The sequence below is a fragment of the Flavobacterium sp. HBTb2-11-1 genome, from assembly GCF_009826975.1.
In the GTDB taxonomy this organism is placed as follows: domain Bacteria; phylum Bacteroidota; class Bacteroidia; order Flavobacteriales; family Flavobacteriaceae; genus Flavobacterium.
Map to the genome: position 1 here is coordinate 354734 of NZ_WUMO01000006.1, position 19256 is coordinate 373989.

At 33.7% G+C, this 19256-nt stretch carries 21 protein-coding genes and 4 tRNA genes; 12 read left to right on the forward strand and 13 right to left on the reverse strand.

Annotated elements, in window-relative coordinates; all coding sequences use genetic code 11:
* Positions 1–17: 17 nt before the first annotated feature.
* From GR162_RS15700 to GR162_RS15720, 5 genes are all read right to left on the reverse strand, one after another.
* A complete protein-coding gene (locus GR162_RS15700) occupies positions 18–518 on the reverse strand; it encodes a tetratricopeptide repeat protein (RefSeq protein WP_119792711.1) in 501 nt (166 codons plus the stop codon).
* A gap of 199 nt (positions 519–717) precedes the next feature.
* Positions 718–790, reverse strand: a tRNA-Lys gene (locus tag GR162_RS15705).
* 131 nt (positions 791–921) lie between these two features.
* Positions 922–1004, reverse strand: a tRNA-Leu gene (locus GR162_RS15710).
* A 43-nt stretch (positions 1005–1047) separates the two neighbouring features.
* Positions 1048–1120 (reverse strand) — tRNA-Lys (locus tag GR162_RS15715).
* A 40-nt stretch (positions 1121–1160) separates the two neighbouring features.
* Positions 1161–1233, reverse strand: a tRNA-Lys gene (locus GR162_RS15720).
* A gap of 126 nt (positions 1234–1359) precedes the next feature.
* On the opposite strand from GR162_RS15720, the gene GR162_RS15725 reads away from it, so the two are divergent.
* The gene (locus tag GR162_RS15725) at positions 1360–1878 is read left to right on the forward strand and encodes a shikimate kinase (protein WP_160782913.1); all 519 of its coding nucleotides are present in this window, start codon (positions 1360–1362) and stop codon (positions 1876–1878) included.
* Here the strand turns inward: GR162_RS15725 and GR162_RS15730 are convergent.
* Together GR162_RS15730 and GR162_RS15735 are read right to left on the reverse strand one after the other, a co-directional pair.
* Positions 1870–2370 (reverse strand): phosphoribosyltransferase domain-containing protein, encoded by a 501-nt coding sequence (locus GR162_RS15730; RefSeq protein ID WP_091134903.1) that lies wholly within the window; start codon positions 2368–2370, stop codon positions 1870–1872. The genes GR162_RS15725 and GR162_RS15730 overlap by 9 nt on opposite strands.
* 134 nt (positions 2371–2504) lie before the next feature.
* Complete coding sequence (locus GR162_RS15735; protein WP_160782914.1) at positions 2505–2903, reverse strand: RNA-binding S4 domain-containing protein; 399 nt, start codon at positions 2901–2903, stop codon at positions 2505–2507.
* Between the two features lie 70 nt (positions 2904–2973).
* Here GR162_RS15735 and GR162_RS15740 point away from each other — a divergent pair, with 70 nt between their 5' ends.
* Positions 2974–4155, forward strand: coding sequence for an FKBP-type peptidyl-prolyl cis-trans isomerase (locus GR162_RS15740; protein ID WP_237421377.1), 1182 nt, complete (start codon positions 2974–2976; stop codon positions 4153–4155).
* Between the two features lie 198 nt (positions 4156–4353).
* Here the strand turns inward: GR162_RS15740 and GR162_RS15745 are convergent, their stop codons facing one another.
* The 3 genes from GR162_RS15745 to GR162_RS15755 form a co-directional block, all read right to left on the reverse strand.
* Positions 4354–5307 (reverse strand): transketolase family protein, encoded by a 954-nt coding sequence (locus GR162_RS15745; RefSeq protein ID WP_160782915.1) that lies wholly within the window; start codon positions 5305–5307, stop codon positions 4354–4356.
* Positions 5308–5379: 72 nt separating this feature from the next.
* Positions 5380–6231 (reverse strand): transketolase, encoded by an 852-nt coding sequence (locus tag GR162_RS15750; protein WP_008464913.1) that lies wholly within the window; start codon positions 6229–6231, stop codon positions 5380–5382.
* A gap of 246 nt (positions 6232–6477) precedes the next feature.
* Positions 6478–6780 carry a hypothetical protein gene (locus tag GR162_RS15755; RefSeq protein WP_160782916.1) on the reverse strand — a complete coding sequence of 101 codons (303 nt, stop codon included), beginning with the start codon at positions 6778–6780 and terminating at the stop codon, positions 6478–6480.
* A 348-nt stretch (positions 6781–7128) separates the two neighbouring features.
* Here GR162_RS15755 and tgt point away from each other — a divergent pair, with 348 nt between their 5' ends.
* The 10 genes from tgt to GR162_RS15805 all read left to right on the forward strand — a co-directional run bounded on the left by tgt (position 7129) and on the right by GR162_RS15805 (position 17398).
* Positions 7129–8259: a tRNA guanosine(34) transglycosylase Tgt gene (tgt, locus tag GR162_RS15760; protein WP_091134862.1), complete on the forward strand. Its 1131-nt coding sequence runs from the start codon at positions 7129–7131 to the stop codon at positions 8257–8259.
* 85 nt (positions 8260–8344) lie between these two features.
* Complete coding sequence (locus GR162_RS15765) at positions 8345–9433, forward strand: LptF/LptG family permease (RefSeq protein WP_160782917.1); 1089 nt, start codon at positions 8345–8347, stop codon at positions 9431–9433.
* Positions 9420–10310 carry a DMT family transporter gene (locus tag GR162_RS15770; RefSeq protein WP_160782918.1) on the forward strand — a complete coding sequence of 297 codons (891 nt, stop codon included), beginning with the start codon at positions 9420–9422 and terminating at the stop codon, positions 10308–10310. The genes GR162_RS15765 and GR162_RS15770 overlap by 14 nt, the downstream gene beginning before the upstream one ends.
* Positions 10311–10422: 112 nt before the next feature.
* Positions 10423–11376, forward strand: coding sequence for an acetyl-CoA carboxylase carboxyltransferase subunit alpha (locus tag GR162_RS15775; protein ID WP_008464922.1), 954 nt, complete (start codon positions 10423–10425; stop codon positions 11374–11376).
* 141 nt (positions 11377–11517) lie between these two features.
* Positions 11518–13062, forward strand: a complete 1545-nt coding sequence (gene dnaB / locus GR162_RS15780; protein WP_008464924.1) for a replicative DNA helicase — start codon at positions 11518–11520, stop codon at positions 13060–13062.
* Positions 13063–13192: 130 nt separating this feature from the next.
* Positions 13193–13543 (forward strand): hypothetical protein, encoded by a 351-nt coding sequence (locus GR162_RS15785; protein WP_160782919.1) that lies wholly within the window; start codon positions 13193–13195, stop codon positions 13541–13543.
* Between the two features lie 17 nt (positions 13544–13560).
* On the forward strand, positions 13561–14193 hold the full coding sequence (locus GR162_RS15790) for a hypothetical protein (protein ID WP_160782920.1): 633 nt from the start codon (positions 13561–13563) through the stop codon (positions 14191–14193).
* A gap of 30 nt (positions 14194–14223) precedes the next feature.
* On the forward strand, positions 14224–15015 hold the full coding sequence (locus tag GR162_RS15795; protein WP_160782921.1) for a sensor histidine kinase: 792 nt from the start codon (positions 14224–14226) through the stop codon (positions 15013–15015).
* A gap of 115 nt (positions 15016–15130) precedes the next feature.
* Positions 15131–15796 carry a response regulator transcription factor gene (locus GR162_RS15800; RefSeq protein WP_160782922.1) on the forward strand — a complete coding sequence of 222 codons (666 nt, stop codon included), beginning with the start codon at positions 15131–15133 and terminating at the stop codon, positions 15794–15796.
* Positions 15797–16138: 342 nt separating this feature from the next.
* Positions 16139–17398, forward strand: coding sequence for an asparagine synthetase B (locus GR162_RS15805; RefSeq protein WP_160782923.1), 1260 nt, complete (start codon positions 16139–16141; stop codon positions 17396–17398).
* 1 nt (position 17399) lies between these two features.
* Here the strand turns inward: GR162_RS15805 and GR162_RS15810 are convergent, their stop codons facing one another.
* The 3 genes from GR162_RS15810 to GR162_RS15820 all read right to left on the reverse strand — a co-directional run bounded on the left by GR162_RS15810 (position 17400) and on the right by GR162_RS15820 (position 19252).
* Complete coding sequence (locus GR162_RS15810) at positions 17400–18203, reverse strand: endonuclease/exonuclease/phosphatase family protein (protein WP_160782924.1); 804 nt, start codon at positions 18201–18203, stop codon at positions 17400–17402.
* Positions 18204–18270: 67 nt separating this feature from the next.
* Entirely contained in the window at positions 18271–18438 is a 168-nt protein-coding gene (locus tag GR162_RS15815) for a hypothetical protein (protein ID WP_160782925.1), read from the reverse strand.
* 145 nt (positions 18439–18583) lie between these two features.
* On the reverse strand, positions 18584–19252 hold the full coding sequence (locus tag GR162_RS15820; protein ID WP_008464938.1) for a response regulator: 669 nt from the start codon (positions 19250–19252) through the stop codon (positions 18584–18586).
* Positions 19253–19256 lie beyond the last annotated feature (4 nt).

Here is a 19256-nt window from a genome sequence, read left to right on the forward strand (position 1 = left end):
TTGGGTTTCTAGTTTTGCTATTTGCAAAAAGTAGCTTTATTTTTTATAGCGCTCTGGCTTCCAAGCTCAATTGCTTTAGTGAAATCTTTGCAAGAGTTTTTCTTGTCTCCAATTTTGTTGTAAGCCAAACCTCTTAAGTTGTAAGCTATATAATCTTTTGGATTTAAGCCTAAGGAAGAGGTGCAGTCCTCAATTGTGCCTTGATAATTCTGTAGTTTGTAGTTGACATTGGCTCTGCCTGTAAAAGCATCAGCATTCATGCTGTCCAGCTCGATTGTTTTGCTAAAGTCGGCTTGAGCTCCTTTTAAGTCGTTTAGCTTGAATTTTGCGACACCGCGATTCTGATAGGCTTCAACGAATTTAGAATTCATGCTGATGGCTTTTGTGTAATCGGCGATTGCGCCTTTGGTGTTGCCAGCTTCAGCTTTTTTCATGGCTTTGTCAAAATAGCCCGTTGCAGATTGTGCCCAGATAGAGCAAGTCATCATTATAAATGATGCTAATAGTAGGTTTTTCATAATACTAATTTGGGATTAGTGATTTAATTATTTGTCAACGAATTTAGGAAAGTTTTTATTCTGAAAGGAATTTCTTTTTAAATAATATTTGTGTAAATGAAGAGGTATTTAAGGAGAGGTGAGGAATTACGAAGATGTGTTTTGGTTGATTATCCCTAAAACAAAAAAAAGCCAAGTAAAATAATTACTTGACCTTTTGTGACCCGACTGGGGCTCGAACCCAGGACCCCATCATTAAAAGTGATGTGCTCTACCGACTGAGCTATCGAGTCTTCATTTCTTCAATGAGGGTGCAAATATAAGGACTTATTTTAGCTTATTAGCTGTTTTTTGAAACGAATTTTAAATTAATTTCAATAAAAAATGTAAATCATTATTTTACAGTAAAATAGGTTTTCTGTTGTGACCATGGAGGGATTTGAACCCTCACGCCCTTGCGAGCACCACCCCCTCAAGATGGCGAGTCTACCGTTTCTCCACATGGCCTAAAAAGAAAAAAGGTCGAGTAAAATAAATTACCCGACCTTTGTGACCCGACTGGGGCTCGAACCCAGGACCCCATCATTAAAAGTGATGTGCTCTACCGACTGAGCTATCGAGTCATTACTTTCAAGAAATTTAATTTGTTAATCACAAAATTTGTGACCCGACTGGGGCTCGAACCCAGGACCCCATCATTAAAAGTGATGTGCTCTACCGACTGAGCTATCGAGTCATTTAATTTCTTGAATGCGGGTGCAAATATAAGGAGTTTTTTTTGAAGTTTCCAAGCTATTTTATCATAAATTTGTCTTTTTTTTGGAAAAATCTCCAATTGCTTAGTTTATAAGGTTTTATTAATATGAAAAAAATTGTACTGTTAGGTTACATGGGTTGCGGAAAGTCAACAATCGCCCAAAATTTGTCAAAAATTACAAATATTCCGTTCTTGGATTTGGATAAATGCATCGAAGAAAGAGCAAATTTATCCATAAATGAGATTTTTGAGAAGCATGGTGAAGTCTATTTTCGAAAACTTGAACATGAAATGTTTGTTGAATTGCTGCAATCTTCTGAAAATAATATTATAGGACTAGGAGGAGGAACTCCATGTTATGCCAATAATCATGAATTGTTAAAAGGGGAAGGTGTTACCTCTATATATTTAAAGGCATCAATTGATACCTTATATAATAGATTGGTGCATAATAAAAGCAAACGTCCTTTAATTGCTAATATGAATGAAGAAGAAATGAAAGAGTTCATCGCGAAACATTTATTCGACAGAAGTTTCTACTACAATCAGGCAAAACATAAGGTTTCGGTAGATAATAAATCTGTCGAAGAAACGGTTCAAGATATTTTAGAAATCTTAGCTTAGGGAAGCATAATCGCCGTTTTCTGAATTGAAAACTACTTGAACATGCTCTAATAAAGATGTTGAAAGTGAAATTCCTTTAAAATCGGCCTTTACGGGATATTTTTTGTGGTTTCGGTCAACAAGTACTGCTGTTTTGAATTTTTTAAGCGGAACGTCTAAGAAATGACGAACAGCATATATTAATGTAGTGCCTGAATTTAATACATCGTCAACCAAAACAAGTCCTTTGTTTTTGTATTCCTCAGGGCTTAATGAAGTTTGTATAGCTTCTTGCGGATTTTGTTTGTTTACTTTTACTTCGCAGATAGAAACCTTTAAGGTAGAAATGCTGCTAAGTGCCGAAGCAATTTTTTCGGCAAAAACAAATCCGTTAGAAGCAATTCCTGCAATAACAACTTCTTCTTCGTCAACAAAAGTCTCGTAAATTTGATAAGCGATACGTTTTATTTTATGTTCGATTTCCTGATGGGTTAGGATAATATTGCTGCTCATGGTCTATTTTTTTTGCTAAGATAATTAATTTAAAATCCAATTTTAAAAATTCCAAATTCCAAGCTTTGTAGGCAAGGATAGAATTGTGAATTTTAAAGTTGCTGTATTTGGAATCTGGGATTTAACTTTCGGTATTAATTTTCATCATGATCTTCTTCATCATCGTAAATTTCGTCACCGTAATCATCGATGTCTCTTCTGTCTTTTTTGGTTGGACGCCCCGTGCCACTCCTTCTATAGTGTTCTTTGGATAGTTTTAATAACTCTAAATGCGCATACGCTTCTGGCGGAGTTTCGTTTTTTTGATATAAATCAACCAATTTTGCGCCGACACGATTTTGCGGAATATCTAAAACTGTTATAATCTGTGTAATTTGATCTTTTCTAAACGTAATTCGGTCTGTAGGAAAAACTTCTTTTGAAGGTTTTGCAATCTGCCCATTTACAGTGATCTGATTCTTTTTGCAAGCTTCAGTAACCATGTTTCTGGTCTTGTAATAACGAACGCACCACAAGTATTTATCTATTCTCATAATTTTTCTAAAATCCAAGTTAAATTCTTTACAAAAATAAATCAATATTGTATCTTGCGCACCTAAAAAAATGATAATAATGAATAAATTTAAATATTATTTTGTTTTATTACTTGCTGGTTTCGCTATCGTTTCTTGTAATAAAAGTGATGATGATGATTCAGTGGTAGTTCCGGTAAGGGATTATGCAGAGCAGTATAAAGCAGATAATGATTCTATTGAAAAATTTTTAAAGACTAATTATATTGTTGTAGATAACACGACTTTTGATGTTAAAATAGAAAAAATTCCTGCCGGAGGAACTCAAGTTTCTATTTGGGATCAGCAAGAGTATCCTTTGAAAGTTAGGCCTGTTTATAGCCGTGATGTAAATTATAAAGTTTATTATTTAATTTTAAATAAAGGTGTTGGTGACGCACCATGTAATTTCGATGAGGTTACGGTTTCTTATACAGGAACGCTTTTAAATGGCACTCAGTTTGATACCTCTTATGGATTGGCGCGTGACTTCAATTTGAATATTTATGCTTCAAATGGTGTAATTGAGGGTTGGGGAGAGATTATGCCACAATTTAAAGTAGGCACTCGTAACCCTACAGGTGATGATGGGACTATTACTTATAACGATTATGGTGCTGGAGTCATGTTTTTACCTTCAGGATTAGGGTATTATGGCAGTTCTACATCGGATATACCAGCATATTCACCTTTAGTGTTTAGTTTTAAATTATTTGCTTTAAAGCGTTCTGATCTTGAATATAGCGCTTCAGCGCAAGCAATTGTAGGTGATGGTGTGCCAACCTATTTAGAGGATGTTAATGGTGATGGGTATGTGTATAATCAAGGAGATGCCGCAAGATATCCTAAATTGCCAGATGAGTTAATAGATGATACTGATAAAGATGGAATTCCTGACTTTTTAGATTTGGATGATGATGGGGATGGATATACGACCAGATTTGAACTTACAAAGCCTAGTGATCAGGTAGGTTGGGGAACATTAGATGGGGGACCTTTTTATTTTGGAATAAGAAACTATTATCCTTGGGATCCAATGACTGATGATACTAGTACACCAAATGTTGATGAAACGGAACCGAGAGGAATTCCAAGAAGACCAACAGGAGAACTTACTGATCCTACTAAATCGGAATCAATAACAAATCCTCGTAAATTTGTTCCAGAAGATTATACAGCACCAGGACGATTAAGAATTCATGTTGATAAAACATATCCTTATCAAAAGAATTAAAAAATTATACCAAATATTGAGGCCTCGGAATTTACATTTCGAGGCTTTTTTTATAAAATAAATAATTTGCCCTGTATGAATTTCCTCAGTGGAAAAAATGCAAGGCAATAGTTTGTAAAACTTGTTTTAAGAAAAGGCAATAAAAAACCTCGGAATTTGCATTCCGAGGTTTTTTTATGAAATTAAAAAAGTTTAAAATTACTTTCTTTTGATTACTCTTTCTGCAGCTTCAACAATGGCTTGATTGTTTAATTTGTATTTTTCCATTAATTGCTCTGGAGTTCCAGATTCTCCAAAACTATCTTGTACTGCTACAAATTCTTGTGGAGTTGGATTGTTTAATGCTAATACTCCTGAAACGCTTTCTCCAAGACCTCCAAGGTAGTTGTGCTCTTCTGCAGTAACTACGCATCTCGTTTTAGCAACTGATTTAAGAATTGCTTCTTTGTCAAGAGGCTTGATAGTGTGGATGTTGATTACTTCAGCAGAAATTCCTTTTTCTTCTAATTTTTCAGCTGCGATAAGGGCTTCCCAAACTAGGTGTCCTGTTGCGATAATTGTTACATCAGTTCCTTCGTTTAAAAGAATAGCTTTTCCGATTACGAATGGTTCGTCAGCAGGAGTAAAGTTAGGTACAACTGGACGTCCGAAACGTAGGTATGCAGGGCCGTGGTGGTCTGCTAGTGCAATAGTTGCTGCTTTAGTTTGGTTGTAATCGCAAGTGTTTATTACAGTCATGCCAGGCAACATTTTCATTAAACCGATATCTTCTAAGATTTGGTGTGTAGCTCCGTCTTCTCCTAAAGTTAAACCTGCGTGAGAAGCGCAGATTTTTACATTTTTGTCTGAGTAAGCCACAGATTGACGAATTTGATCGTAAACTCTTCCTGTAGAGAAGTTAGCAAAAGTTCCTGTGAATGGAATTTTTCCTCCAATCGTTAAGCCTGCAGCGATTCCAATCATATTTGCTTCTGCGATTCCGATTTGGAAAAAGCGCTCTGGGTGATTTTTTTTGAATTCATCAAATTTTAATGATCCAATTAAGTCAGCACATAATGCTACAACATTCTCGTTTTTTTGACCTAATTCAGTCATTCCCGCTCCAAAACCAGAACGAGTATCTTTGCTTCCTGTATTTTCGTATTTTTTCATTTTATTTTTTGCTGTATGCAATAGGCAGTAGGCAATAAGCGTGAAGCTTATGGCTTAAAGCTTAAAGCTGTTTTAGTAATCAACTTGATCTTTAGAGTAGTTTTGAGCTAATGCATTTTTTAATTGCTCGTCATTTGGAGCTTTACCGTGCCAAGCGTGCGTGTGCATCATGAAATCAACACCATTACCCATTTCTGTATGCAATAAAATACAAACTGGTTTTCCTTTTCCTGTTCTTGATTTAGCATCAGTTAAACCAGCGATGATAGCATCAATATTGTTTCCTTCTGTGATTTCTAAAACATCCCAGTCAAAAGCTTCAAATTTTGCGCGAAGGCTTCCCATTGCTAAAACTTCGTCAGTTGTTCCGTCAATTTGTTTTCCGTTAACGTCAATTGTAGCAATAATGTTGTCTACTTTTTTAGCAGAAGCATACATGATAGCTTCCCAGTTTTGACCTTCTTGCAATTCTCCGTCTCCGTGTAAAGTGTAAACTAAATGATTGTCTTTGTTTAATTTTTTAGCTTGAGCTGCTCCCAAAGCTACAGATAAACCTTGTCCTAATGAACCAGAAGCCATACGAACTCCAGGTAAACCTTCATGAGTTGTTGGATGTCCTTGTAAACGAGAGTTTAATAATCTAAAAGTAGCAAGCTCTGAAATTGGAAAGTAACCGCTGCGCGCTAAAACGCTATAGAATACTGGGGAAATATGACCATTTGAAAGGAAAAAGATGTCTTCTCCAATTCCGTCCATATCAAAACCTTCTTTGCGGTCCATTATATTTTGATATAATGTTACCAAAAATTCAGTACAACCTAAAGAACCACCTGGGTGTCCAGAGTTTACAGCATGTACCATTCTAAGAATATCTCTTCTTACTTGGATCGTTAAATCGCTTAATTGTTGTGTGTTAGGCTTCATTTTATATGTAAAAGTTAAACTGGAGCAAAAGTAATCGTTATTTTGCGGGGAGACAAATGATTTTTTGCTTTAGTTGTATAGCAATTGTTAAATTTTACTATTTTTTTTACATTATGAAAATAAATGTAACGAATGTTTTGCTTTTAATTCTTTATAAGAGTGTGTCCACATTTTTAAAAGAGAAACAATAAAAAAGCCTTGCATTTCTGCAAGACTTTTGTAATGGGTATAATAAAAAAGATGTAGTTATTCAGTATCTCCTTCGCTGTAATAATTATTTTCTTCGTCTTCTGAACCAAGGTCTTCTTGCTTGTCATCAAGTTCAGAGCCTGGAACATCAAGATCATTTCCGATTTTATCACTATTTTGTTTCCATTCGTGAATGTCATTATTAATTATTCTTTCTCCAGAGATATCTTGCGGGTCGATGTCTTCTAGTCTTTCTTCCTGATTGTAGATATCTTCATTTGCATCATAATTCATGTTTTCAAGGTTTTTTTCAATTTGGTCATCCTTGATTTGGTCTAATTTCTCATCTGCGCTTATCATGATTCTAAAGTTTTTTAGTTGAATATTAAAATTACAAAAAAGAATCGTTGAAACTGTTATACTTTAATAATGTTAGCGTTATAGTTTTTGCATTTCTCTTTGAAAACCTGTTTGCATTAGGGATAGTAGCAGTGTCTCCCCGATTTAGAAAAAAAATGCTTACCTGTAGCGGATAGTCCGACTTAGGAAACGCCCAAATGAATCAAATTTCAAAATGAGAAAATCCAAATTCCAAAACGTAGAATCTGAAATTAAGAAAATATTAGCTAATTTTCTAATTGACAAAATTTCCAATTCATAAATTTTCCCTGAAATTAAACTATCTTTGCGCTCTGAAAAAAGAAACAGATGAAGTTTGATTTATTACAAAAAGATCCGCAGTCTAAAGCGAGAGCGGGAAGTATTACTACTGATCATGGCGTAATTGAAACGCCTATTTTTATGCCTGTTGGAACTGTTGCTTCTGTAAAAGGAGTGCATCAGCGCGAGCTTAAAGAAGAGATTAATCCGGATATTATTCTTGGAAACACCTATCATTTATATCTGCGTCCTCAGACAGAAATTCTTGAAAAAGCTGGCGGATTGCATAAGTTCATGAACTGGGATCGTAATATTTTGACTGATTCTGGAGGATATCAGGTATATTCTCTTTCTTCAAATAGAAAAATTAAAGAGGAAGGGGTAAAGTTTAAATCGCATATTGATGGTTCTTACCACTTTTTTACGCCAGAGAATGTAATGGAAATTCAGCGTACAATTGGTGCAGATATTATCATGGCCTTTGATGAGTGTACACCTTACCCGTGCGATTATCGTTATGCGCAACGTTCTATGCATATGACGCATCGCTGGTTAGACCGCTGTATAGCACATTTGGAAAAAGTGCCTTATAAATATGGTTATGAACAAACGTTTTTCCCGATTGTTCAAGGAAGTACTTATAAAGATCTTCGTCGCCAGTCGGCTGAATATATTGCAAATGCTGGTCAGCAAGGAAATGCAATTGGCGGACTTTCTGTTGGTGAACCAGCTGAAGAAATGTACGCTATGACTGAAGTAGTTTGCGAAATTCTTCCAGAAGATAAACCCCGTTACTTAATGGGGGTTGGAACTCCAATTAATATTTTGGAAAATATTGCATTAGGAATTGATATGTTCGACTGCGTTATGCCAACGCGTAACGCAAGAAACGGAATGTTGTTTACAGCAAACGGAACAATCAATATCAAAAACAAAAAATGGGAAGCTGATTTTTCTCCAATTGATGAAATGGGGCACACTTTTGTTGATACAGAATATACAAAAGCCTATTTGAGACACTTGTTTGCTGCTAATGAATATTTAGGAAAGCAAATTGCAACGATTCATAATCTTGGTTTCTACATGTGGTTGGTTCGTGAAGCTAGAAAACATATCTTAGCAGGCGATTTTAGACCATGGAAAGAAATGATGGTTAAAAATATGAGCCAAAGACTTTAAAAGAGTTTTAAGTTTCAGATCTCAAGTTTCAAGTTCTCTACAGAGCGTGAAACTTGAAACTTGGAACCAAACAAACAATATATATATGCTTTCAATAATAGATAAATACATTTTAAAAAGATACCTCGGAACTTTTTCTGTGATGCTTCTTTTATTTGCGCCAATCGGAATCGTAATTGACGTTTCGGAAAAGGTAAATAAAATGCTTGAAAACAAGATTCCGTTTGGAGATATTGCTTTCTATTATTACAATTTTACGATTTACTTTATTAACTCACTATTTCCGATATTCTTGTTCTTATCGGTAATTTGGTTCACATCCAAATTGGCGAATAATACAGAGATTATTGCTATTTTGAGTTCTGGAATTTCATTTACACGTTTCCTGCGTCCTTATATTATAGGGGCAACAATTGTGTCGATTTTCGTATTGCTAATGGGATTTTTTATTGTTCCTGCAGCCAGTGAAGGTTACAATAATTTTAGGTATACATATCTTAAAGGAAACGGAAAAGAACTCATGCGTGGTGAAAACACCAATGTTTTCAGACAGATTAACGATCATGATTTTATATTTGTAAATAGCTTTAATGAAGAATCAAAAACAGCTTTCAATTTTTCGTTAGAACATTTCGAAAAAGAGAAACTAACATATAAAATTACTGCAAGCCGTATTAAATGGGATCCTAAAAAGAAGATTTATGTTTTATACGATTATACAAAAAGGACGGTTGGAGATTTAAATGATGTAATTGAAAAATCTCCCGAAAAAAATGTTGCATTCAAATTTGAATTATCAGATTTAACGCCCGTAGTCTATATTGCTGAAACGCTGACTTTGGGTAAATTAATTGATTTTATTGAAAAAGAAAGAAAAAGAGGTTCTGGAAATATTAATACCTATTTGGTTGTTCTTTATAAAAAATACAGTATCCCAGTTTCAGCATTCATTTTAACTATTATTGCAGTTTCGGTTTCTTCTATGAAACGTCGCGGTGGAATGGGAATGAACCTTGCCATCGGAATTGCAATCGCGTTTTCATTTGTATTCTTTGATAAAATCTTTGGTACACTTGCCGAAAAATCTACATTCTCACCTTTATTGGCTGTCTGGTTTCCGAATATTGTTTTTGGAATCTTAGCAGTTTACCTGTTACGTAATGCGAAACGATAATTTAAAAAGTTATTTAAATCTTCATTTAATTGTTTTTATCTGGGGTTTTACCGCCATTTTGGGTGCTTTAATTACTATTGATGCCGAAAATCTGGTTTGGTACAGAATGCTGATTGCGATGATTTTTTTGGGTGGATTTATTGCCTTCAAAAAACAGTCTTTTCAGGTTCCTGTGAAGGAATTTTTTAAATTGATTTTTGTCGGATTACTGATTGCTCTTCATTGGATTTTCTTTTTTAGGGCAATTCACGTTTCAAACGTTTCTATTACGCTTTCTATATTTTCATTAGGAGCATTTTTTGCTTCTTTATTGGAACCATTATTTTATGGAAGAAAGGTGCTTTGGTATGAAGTTCTTTTCGGACTTATCATAATTGCTGGTCTAGGATTGATTCTTCAAGTTGAGATAAAGTACCTTGAAGGCGTTTATTATGCCTTGGCCGCAATTATTTTAGGTGTTTTATTTACTTTAATGAATGGAAAATTGATTTCAGATCATGAACCTTCTGTAATTACTTTTTATGAGTTTGGTGCAGGAGTTTTCTTTATTACGATTTATTTTTTGTTTCAAGGAAAATTTAAAGCAGATTTCTTCGAAATGTCTTTGAATAACTGGGTTTTATTATTGATTTTGGCTTCCATCTGTACAGCTTACGCCTTTACAGCTTCTGTAAAAGTAATGCAAAGATTGACGCCTTATACTGTAATGTTAACGACTAATTTAGAGCCAGTTTACGGAATAGTTTTGGCTTATTTCATATTAGGAGGAAAAGAAAAAATGAGTGTTGAGTTTTACATAGGAGCGGTAATAATTATTATAACAGTTATTCTAAACGGTGTTTTTAAGCATTATCAGAACAAGAAAGAAAACTTGTAATAGTTTCCTTATTTTTAAAATGCATTTTTATACTTTAAATAACAATTAACTTCGCCAATGATATAATATTTTTATATTTGCGGTTCGATTTACAAACAAAATTCAAAAATCCATGGAATATTTAGATTTTGAGCTTCCAATTAAAGAACTTGAAGAACAGTTAGAAAAGTGCGTTATTATTGGGAAAGAATCTGACGTTGACGTAACGCCAACGTGCAAGGAAATCAACAAGAAATTAGAGCAGACTAAGAAAGATATATACAAAAACCTTACGGCTTGGCAGAGGGTACAATTGTCAAGACACCCAAATAGACCTTATACTTTAGACTATATCAAAGCAATTTGCGGAGATACTTTCTTGGAACTTCATGGAGACAGAGGTTTTAAAGATGATAAAGCTATGGTTGGTGGTCTTGGTAAAATAAACGGACAATCGTTTATGATTATCGGTCAGCAAAAAGGTTTTAATACCAAAACACGTCAATACCGTAATTTTGGTATGGCTAACCCAGAAGGATACCGTAAAGCTTTGCGTTTGATGAAAATGGCGGAGAAATTTGGAATTCCGGTGTTAACTTTAGTAGATACTCCAGGTGCATATCCAGGACTTGAAGCTGAAGAAAGAGGACAAGGAGAAGCTATTGCTAGAAATATCTTTGAAATGGTTCGTCTACAAGTACCAATCATCACGATTATTGTTGGTGAAGGTGCTTCTGGTGGAGCTTTAGGAATTGGTGTTGGAGACCGCGTTTATATGTTAGAAAATACTTGGTACTCTGTAATTTCTCCAGAATCTTGCTCTTCTATTTTATGGAAAAGCTGGGAGTATAAAGAACGTGCAGCAGAAGCTTTAAAACTGACTTCTTCTGATATGAAAAAACAAAAACTTGTTGATGATGTGATTCCAGAACCACTTGGCGGAGCACATTATGACAGAGAAACTACTTTTAAAACAGTTGCGGAATATATTACAAAAGGATATAACGAATTGAAAGACTTATCAACAGCTGATTTAATTGCCCAGAGAATGGACAAATACAGCAATATGGGCGAGTTCAAAGAGTAAATTCATAAAATAGAATTAAAAATCCGAAGCCCTGCGGTTTCGGATTTTTTTTTGGTTATCAACACAAAAAACATATTTATAAACAACAGAATTGTTATAACTCGATAGCAGATTTTTTTTAAATTTTGCTACTTTCGCTATATGGAAAATTTCAAAAATGTAAACCCAGTTAAGGTCGACAAAACCACTATTATCAATCTAGAAAAAGGTAAGCTTCCTCCACAAGTAATTGACTTGGAAGAGGCTGTGCTTGGTGCGATGATGATCGACAAAAAAGGGGTAGATGATGTAATTGATATTTTACAGCCAGACGCTTTTTATAAAGACGCGCACAAACATATTTTTGAAGCAATTTTGCAGCTTTTTACAGAAACTCAGCCTATCGATTTGCTGACAGTTTCTACGCAATTGAAGAAAAATGGCAAGCTTGAATTGGCTGGTGGAGATTTCTATCTGATTCAGCTTACGCAAAAAATTGCCTCTTCTGCGCACATCGAGTTTCACTCGCGTATTATTCTTCAAAAATTTATTCAAAGAAGTTTGATTCGAATTTCATCTGAGATTATCGAAGAATCTTATGACGAAACCACAGACGTTTTTGATTTGCTGGACAAAGCAGAATCTAAATTGTATGAAGTAACGCAAGGAAATATTAAGCGTAGTTCTGAAACGGCTCAGAGTTTAGTTCTTCAGGCGAAAAAACGTATTGAAGAAATTGCTGGTAAAGAAGGTTTGAGTGGTGTGGCGACTGGATTTGAGAAACTAGATGAAGTGACTTCTGGATGGCAACCTTCAGATTTGATTATTATTGCGGCTCGTCCTGGTATGGGTAAAACAGCTTTTGTCCTTTCAATGGCGAGAAACGTAAGTATCCAATTCGGACATGCGGTTGCTATTTTCTCTCTGGAGATGGCTTCAGTTCAGTTAATTACAAGGCTTATTTCTTCTGAAACAGGACTTTCTTCAGAAAAACTAAGAACCGGTAAATTAGAAAAACACGAATGGGAACAGCTGAGTACTAAGGTAAAAGATTTAGAAAAAGCACCGTTGTTTATTGATGATACACCTTCGCTTTCAATATTCGATTTACGTGCAAAATGTCGTCGTTTGGCCTCTCAGCACGGAATTAAATTAATTATTATCGACTACTTGCAGCTGATGACTGCAGGTGGAAGCGGTAAAGGAGGCGGAAACCGTGAGCAGGAGATCTCAACAATTTCTCGAAACTTAAAGGCCTTGGCAAAAGAGCTAAACGTTCCTGTAATTGCACTTTCTCAGTTATCTCGTGCCGTTGAAACCCGTGGATCTAGTAAACGACCTTTACTTTCGGATCTTCGTGAATCTGGAGCAATTGAGCAGGATGCCGATATCGTATCGTTTATTTATCGTCCTGAATATTATAAAATTGAAGAATGGGATGATGATGAGGCATCTTCTACGCAAGGGCAGGCTGAGTTTATTATAGCCAAGCACCGTAACGGTGGATTGGAAAATATTCGTCTAAAATTCTTAGGACATTTGGGTAAATTTGACAACTTAGAAGAATTTACAGGAGGTTACGATGATTTACCTTCTAAAATGAATCATGATGATAATCCTTTCCTAACAAAAAATTTACCATCTGCTAATGAAGCTTTCGGAAGCAATTTAAATGATGACGATGACGATAGCGACGTTCCGTTTTAAAAAACAAAAAAGCCTTGTTTCTAAGGCTTTTTTTATGCTTTGATGTTAATTTTTTAATAAAAATCAGTAGTTTAGCGAAACCAATTATAAACTATCAAGTTTTTTATTAACCAATTAACAAATTTAAATTATGAATGAAGAAACTTTTCCGGGACCTATCCAGATTCCGTTAGCAACTGCAAATGAGTGGGAAAGAAGATACCAGAATGATACCACAATCGAAGACTCTAAAAACAAAGTAAAAGCTTTCTTGATACCAAGAGAGAGTTTAGAAAAAGTTTTAAAGCTTGAAACAGAAGCAGTTTGGGCTTATCTAGGCATAAACGACCAAGAAGAAAAAACATTGCTTTTTGTTGGTGCCCAATACGATAAAGAAACTGGTAAATGGGTTAATGTATACGGTACTGGAGATGGTGTAGAAGGTGGTGAAGGAGCCGAAGAGGTGGTATATGATGGTGCAAGACCAAGTCCTCCATATTAATTAATTGAATTTCAAGAATGGATGATTTTTTAATATATTCAAGTTATTTGATTTTATTGATTAATCTTGTTCTATATACATTTAGCTTTTTCCAAAAGGAAAAAGCTAATGTTTTTTTTGTCTCTTATTTGGCGTTTTCAACTGTGTTGCAGTTTTCAATGGAATTGGTATACCATTTAGGGATGAGTAATTTATTTCTTGTAAATATTTTTTTTATAGGGCAAATGATTATTCTGGGGCTTTTTTATAATTCGCTATTTTATAATAAAGCTCAAAAAATATTCGTCAAGACTTCGTTAATAATTGCTTTATTAATCTTATTAATACAATTTGTAATAGATTCAAGTCAATTCTTAAAGTTTAATTTATTCGAAATTACTTTAACTTCCCTGCTTATAGTTGTTTTTGCATTACTTCATTTTTATAATATGCTTACAGAAAACAAAAAGTATTATTATATAAGCATGGGCATAGTTTTTTATTTGTTGGCTAGCACGGTCTTATTTTTAATTGGCAATCTTTCAACAGGATTAAGTGCCGACTTAAAATATTTGAGCTGGCAATTAAACGCTTTTTTATTAATAGTTTATTATTTGATTATTTTATTTGAATGGTTAAAAAGTTTTTCGAAAAAAAGTTTACAGAACTAGATTCTATTGTATAATATAAAATGAACAGATATGAATGCAGGTCATATTCCTGAGAAAGAACTCGTAGCCATAATATTATACATCTCTTTGTTTTTTATAATTGTTGCAGTGGCATTGATTATATTCTTTTACTTTTCTAGAAAAAAGATCATTCAGAAAGAACTAGAAAAAATAGATTTAATACTTCGATATCAAAAAGAACAATTACACGCTGTTATTGTAACCCAAGAGGAAGAACGTAAAAGGATTGCACAGGATCTTCATGACGATATTAGTTCCAAATTAAATATTGTTTCCCTAAACAGCCATTTGCTTACAGCGCCAAATCTGACTGAAGCGGAAACTGCAGAAATTACAGAAAACATAATCGCTTTGACAACAAAAGCATTAGATAATTCTAGAAAAATTGCGCATAATTTGTTGCCGCCTGTTTTTGAAAAATTTGGTTTACATGCAGGCATAGAAGAGTTATGTGAAGAGTTTGAAAGCAGTAAATCGGTCAAAATACATTATAAAAACGAAATTGATTTTGATGAGAAAGACATAGACAGGCATCTGCATGTTTTTAGAATTCTACAGGAGCTTATGAATAATTCTATACGTCACGGAAAAGCTTCAGAAATATGGATTTCGTTTGCTAATGTAAACGGAATAAATACTTGCAACTACAAAGATAATGGTGTTGGTTTTGATAGTTCAAATGCTGAAAACCAGAAAGGTCTAGGAATGAAAAACATTGACAGCCGAATATCATTTTTAGAGGGAACAATAGAAATTAACTCTGAAATTAATAATGGTATTGTTGTAAATTTTACTTTTTAGCTGAAATTATGTGTTTTATTAAGGTTTTTAGTCAATAAAGTGGGGTATTTAGACTTTTTCTAAATCATATTTTGTAATTTCGATAAACCAAATTAAACGACCAAAAACAAATAAGATGAATGCTGCTATAAAAATTGCCCTAGTCGATGATGAAATTTTGTTTCGAAAAGGAATTTCTTTTTTATTACAGAGAGAAGAAAATATAGATGTTATTTTTGAAGCTTCAAACGGCGATGAGCTTATTTCGCATTTAAATGAAAGGGAAATAAAACCTGATATAATAATAATGGATTTAAAAATGCCGGTCTTGAACGGTGTCGAAGCCACTAAAATTATTAGAAAACTCTTCCCCGATATTAAGATTATCGCATTGACCAGTTATGATACCAAATCTTTTATTGCAAATATGATTCAAGTTGGTGCAGTAGCTTACTTAATAAAAAATACCACTCCAAAAGATTTAATTCATACAATCAACGAAGTAGCAAAAAAAGGCTTCTATTACAACGAAAATGTTTTAAAAACAATTCAAGAAACCATAGTTTCTCCTAAAAATGCAAGAGGCGGTTTAGAAACGAATTTCCTTTCTCCGCGTGAAATCGAAATTCTGCAATTAATCTGTCAGCAGAAAACTACTGCAGAAATTGCAGAACGTCTTTTTTTAAGTCCGAGAACAATAGAAGGACATAGAAATAATTTGTTGCTTAAAACAGAATCGCGAAATATTGCTGGTTTGGTTGTTTATGCTATCCAAAATGAATTGGCAGTTTTGACAATTTAGAAAATTATGCTGTCAAAAACTGTATAGACAGTACATAATATAATATGATTGTTATCACAAGAACACACAATCCTATTTTCTGAATTATATTCAGGCCCTTTTGTTGGTTTTTACTATCATTAAGCTTCATAATGTGGTTATTTTTACGGCGATTAGTTTGATGAACCTGGGATAGCAAATGTAGAAAGAATATTCTGCCTAAGTATAGGTGTTTTTACCTGTTTTTAAGTTGTTTAAAATTTTCTTCACAATCTTTTTTTTAACATTCCATTATGGCATAAAAAGCAGTAAGCATTCTTTTTTTGTTGCAGCCTTTTATATCTTTACTAAAATAATTTTCTGATGAATAAGAGTTTACTCTATATTTTTATACTATTAGCGACATTTAATGCAAGAGCTTCATTTATTTTGCTTCCGATGGACGAGACAACGCAGCAAAATCATCTAAAGGCATACGGAATTACTTATTGGTGTTTGAGCAGGGATTATAAAGCAAGTTGGCTTTTAAATTACCGCGGAGGTTCTTTTTTACTTCCTGATGCTGATGAAATTAGAAAAGAATGTAAAATAAGAGGAGTTAGTTTTGAGGTGATTTCAGATAGTGAACAAGCTTCTATTCTGAATGAAATTTCAAGTCCTTCACAAAACATGGAATCGGTGATTTTAGAAAAAGCTCCTAAAATAGCGGTTTATACACCAAAAGGAAAGCAGCCATGGGATGATGCGGTGACTTTGGTTTTGACTTATGCAGAAATTCCGTTTACTCCAATTTATGATGAAGAAGTTTTAAGTGACCAATTATTAATGTATGATTGGCTGCATTTGCATCATGAAGATTTTACTGGGCAATACGGAAAATTTTATGCAGCTTACAAAAATACGCCTTGGTATATTGATCAAAAAAAGGATGCAGAAGCCTTGGCAGCAAAACTAGGATATACAAAAGTGTCTCAGGAAAAAGGAGCAGTTGCTAAAAAGATTAGAGATTTTGTAATTGGCGGAGGTTTTATGTTTGCTATGTGTTCTGCGACAGATAGTTTTGATATCGCACTTGCAGCTGATGGTGTGGATATTTGCGAAACTATGTTTGACGGAGATCCGAGTGAATCTAATTATCAATCAAAACTAAATTATGATAATTCGTTTGCTTTCAAGAATTTTACTCTTGAAAGAAGGCCAGAAGTTTATGAATTTTCAGATATCGATATGACAACGAAAAGGAGAATATTGATGGAGAAAGATTATTTTACTTTAATGGAATTTTCAGCTAAATGGGATCCAATTCCAAGTATGCTATGTCAAAATCACACACAATTGGTAAAAGGTTTCATGGGACAGACCACTTCATTTGACACTTCATTGATAAAATCGAATATCTTGATCATGGGGACCTGCGAATTAAACGGTGAGTCAAGATATATTCATGGAGAAAAAGGCAAGGGGATGTTTACTTTTTTTGGAGGACATGACCCAGAAGATTTCCAACATCAGGTTGGAGATCCGCCGACGGTTTTAGATTTGCATCCTAATTCTCCAGGTTATAGATTGATTTTGAACAACGTTTTGTTTCCAGCTGCTAGAAAAAAGAAGCTTAAAACATAAATTAGTTTAAAGAAAATTCCAACCAAATCGGAATATGATCAGACACTTTTCTTGCATTCTGAAGTGAATCAAAATCTTCGTAAAATTTAATGATTCCAGAATTAATAACTTTTAAACTAGATGTCTTATAAAAGATATTGTCAAACTCAGAAGCCAGACAGATATTGCTTTTGCATTGATGCTTAAGAGTCGTTTTTTGATTTTTTAATACAGATGTATATCCCATTTTCTTTAATGGGTTAAAAACAGAATGTTTTTCAGGGCAATTGAAATCGCCTAAGAAAACAAGGTTTAAATCGGGGTATTCGTTTGGTAAAAATTTGAAATATTTGATTTCGGTTTCGGGTTGCTTTTTTTTCGTTATGGCATGAAAATTAACTAGTGTAATTGTCTTTTTGTTGATTTCGAATGTGGCGAAATAGGGCTCCCGATCAATTTCTACACTAAATTTTTTCTCAAGCCAAGGTCTGCTTTTTAATTTGGCTTTGTTGGTTTTCCAAATGAAAGCATAGCGTTCAGTTTTGTAACTGCTGCTAGAAGTAGGATCGCTTATTTTATAATCCCATTTATTTCCTTTTTCATTAAGTAATGATGCCAATTTTGCAACAGTTTGGGCCCCACCATTTCCAGCAACAACTTCTTGAATTGCAATAATATCGTAATTAGAAATCGTTTTGGCAATATAATTTAAATGGATGTCAGATTTAGATTTTCCAAAATTTTCTAAATTCCAAGATACCACTTTGGTCTGCGCTAAAGATAAAAAGGTAAAAAATAATAAGACGAGGCTGAGAGTTTTTTTCATGTAAAAATTTATAGAAAAAGATATGAACCTTCTTTTTCAGCAATAATCAAGCCTTTCTTAAAATTAATTAATGTTTTTTGTATCGGTTTTTTAGCGCAGTTCCGATAATTATAATTTGCAAAACTAATAATGCTGGAATAAATATTATTTTCCAATCAATTTCTAGCCAGCCCGTTTTTTCAGAAACAAAGGCAAAACTAATTGATAAAAAAAGGCAGAGTAACATTGTTTTCATAATAATTTTATTTTGTGTAGTATTAATTTTGGAGAATATAATACTCGCTTTACTTTTCGGTTTCATGGTAGGTTAATAGGTTATTACAAATTTAACGGTATGAAAAGTGTAATCCTTACGGAAACCCGTAAAGCGCCATAAAAAATTACACCAGTCCGAAATCTTTTGCGATTGCAATTAAATGCACATTATTGTTAGCCTTAAAGTAGATCTTGAGTTTATTGATTCTTTTTTCAATACTGCTTGTTCCGTTAGGTGTTATAGATAGATCTTTAAATTCTTTAGAAATGCTTTCCAAGATGTACCCTTGCGATAAAAGCTTCAAAATAGAAATATCATAAGATTCAATTTCGATTAAGGCTTTGTCATTAAAATTAAAAGACAAATCAGAAGAAAGTATTTTTTCTTCATTATTAAAGGTGCTTTCAATAGCATTTCTTAATTCAGCAATACTATTCCTTCCTTTAGAAACGTATGCATTGATACCTAATTCGTTAAAAAGAGTTTTAATTCTATAGCTTTTATCTTCTATAGAAAAAACAATCTTTTTTATATTAGGCTGTACCTTGTTTATGGCATCAATAAGTTCATCGCCACTATTTAAAGTTACTTTTCTATGATCAGATTTAAATGATAAATCAGTAATCAGCAAATCGTAAGGTTCGTTATCAGCCAATGCTTTTTTTATTTTAAGCAAACCTTCGTCACAATATTTCACATGATGGATTACAGGAACTTGTAACTCTTCAAGTACTTGAACTACTGCAAGGCTGATACTATCTAAATCTTCGGCAACTAAAACTTTTTTAAACATATAA

Coding starts and splice junctions, on each gene's coding strand:
- GR162_RS15790 (WP_160782920.1), top strand. CDS start 13,561: ATGGATGATTTTTTAATATATTCAAGTTATTTGATTTTATTGATTAAT.
- GR162_RS15810 (WP_160782924.1), bottom strand. CDS start 18,203: ATGAAAAAAACTCTCAGCCTCGTCTTATTATTTTTTACCTTTTTATCT.
- GR162_RS15735 (WP_160782914.1), bottom strand. CDS start 2,903: ATGAGAATAGATAAATACTTGTGGTGCGTTCGTTATTACAAGACCAGA.
- GR162_RS15740 (WP_237421377.1), top strand. CDS start 2,974: ATGATAATAATGAATAAATTTAAATATTATTTTGTTTTATTACTTGCT.
- GR162_RS15700 (WP_119792711.1), bottom strand. CDS start 518: ATGAAAAACCTACTATTAGCATCATTTATAATGATGACTTGCTCTATC.
- GR162_RS15755 (WP_160782916.1), bottom strand. CDS start 6,780: ATGATAAGCGCAGATGAGAAATTAGACCAAATCAAGGATGACCAAATT.
- GR162_RS15765 (WP_160782917.1), top strand. CDS start 8,345: ATGCTTTCAATAATAGATAAATACATTTTAAAAAGATACCTCGGAACT.
- GR162_RS15750 (WP_008464913.1), bottom strand. CDS start 6,231: ATGAAGCCTAACACACAACAATTAAGCGATTTAACGATCCAAGTAAGA.
- GR162_RS15820 (WP_008464938.1), bottom strand. CDS start 19,252: ATGTTTAAAAAAGTTTTAGTTGCCGAAGATTTAGATAGTATCAGCCTT.
- GR162_RS15745 (WP_160782915.1), bottom strand. CDS start 5,307: ATGAAAAAATACGAAAATACAGGAAGCAAAGATACTCGTTCTGGTTTT.
- GR162_RS15800 (WP_160782922.1), top strand. CDS start 15,131: ATGAATGCTGCTATAAAAATTGCCCTAGTCGATGATGAAATTTTGTTT.
- GR162_RS15815 (WP_160782925.1), bottom strand. CDS start 18,438: ATGAAAACAATGTTACTCTGCCTTTTTTTATCAATTAGTTTTGCCTTT.
- GR162_RS15770 (WP_160782918.1), top strand. CDS start 9,420: ATGCGAAACGATAATTTAAAAAGTTATTTAAATCTTCATTTAATTGTT.
- GR162_RS15785 (WP_160782919.1), top strand. CDS start 13,193: ATGAATGAAGAAACTTTTCCGGGACCTATCCAGATTCCGTTAGCAACT.
- GR162_RS15730 (WP_091134903.1), bottom strand. CDS start 2,370: ATGAGCAGCAATATTATCCTAACCCATCAGGAAATCGAACATAAAATA.
- dnaB (WP_008464924.1), top strand. CDS start 11,518: ATGGAAAATTTCAAAAATGTAAACCCAGTTAAGGTCGACAAAACCACT.
- tgt (WP_091134862.1), top strand. CDS start 7,129: ATGAAGTTTGATTTATTACAAAAAGATCCGCAGTCTAAAGCGAGAGCG.
- GR162_RS15805 (WP_160782923.1), top strand. CDS start 16,139: ATGAATAAGAGTTTACTCTATATTTTTATACTATTAGCGACATTTAAT.
- GR162_RS15775 (WP_008464922.1), top strand. CDS start 10,423: ATGGAATATTTAGATTTTGAGCTTCCAATTAAAGAACTTGAAGAACAG.
- GR162_RS15795 (WP_160782921.1), top strand. CDS start 14,224: ATGAATGCAGGTCATATTCCTGAGAAAGAACTCGTAGCCATAATATTA.
- GR162_RS15725 (WP_160782913.1), top strand. CDS start 1,360: ATGAAAAAAATTGTACTGTTAGGTTACATGGGTTGCGGAAAGTCAACA.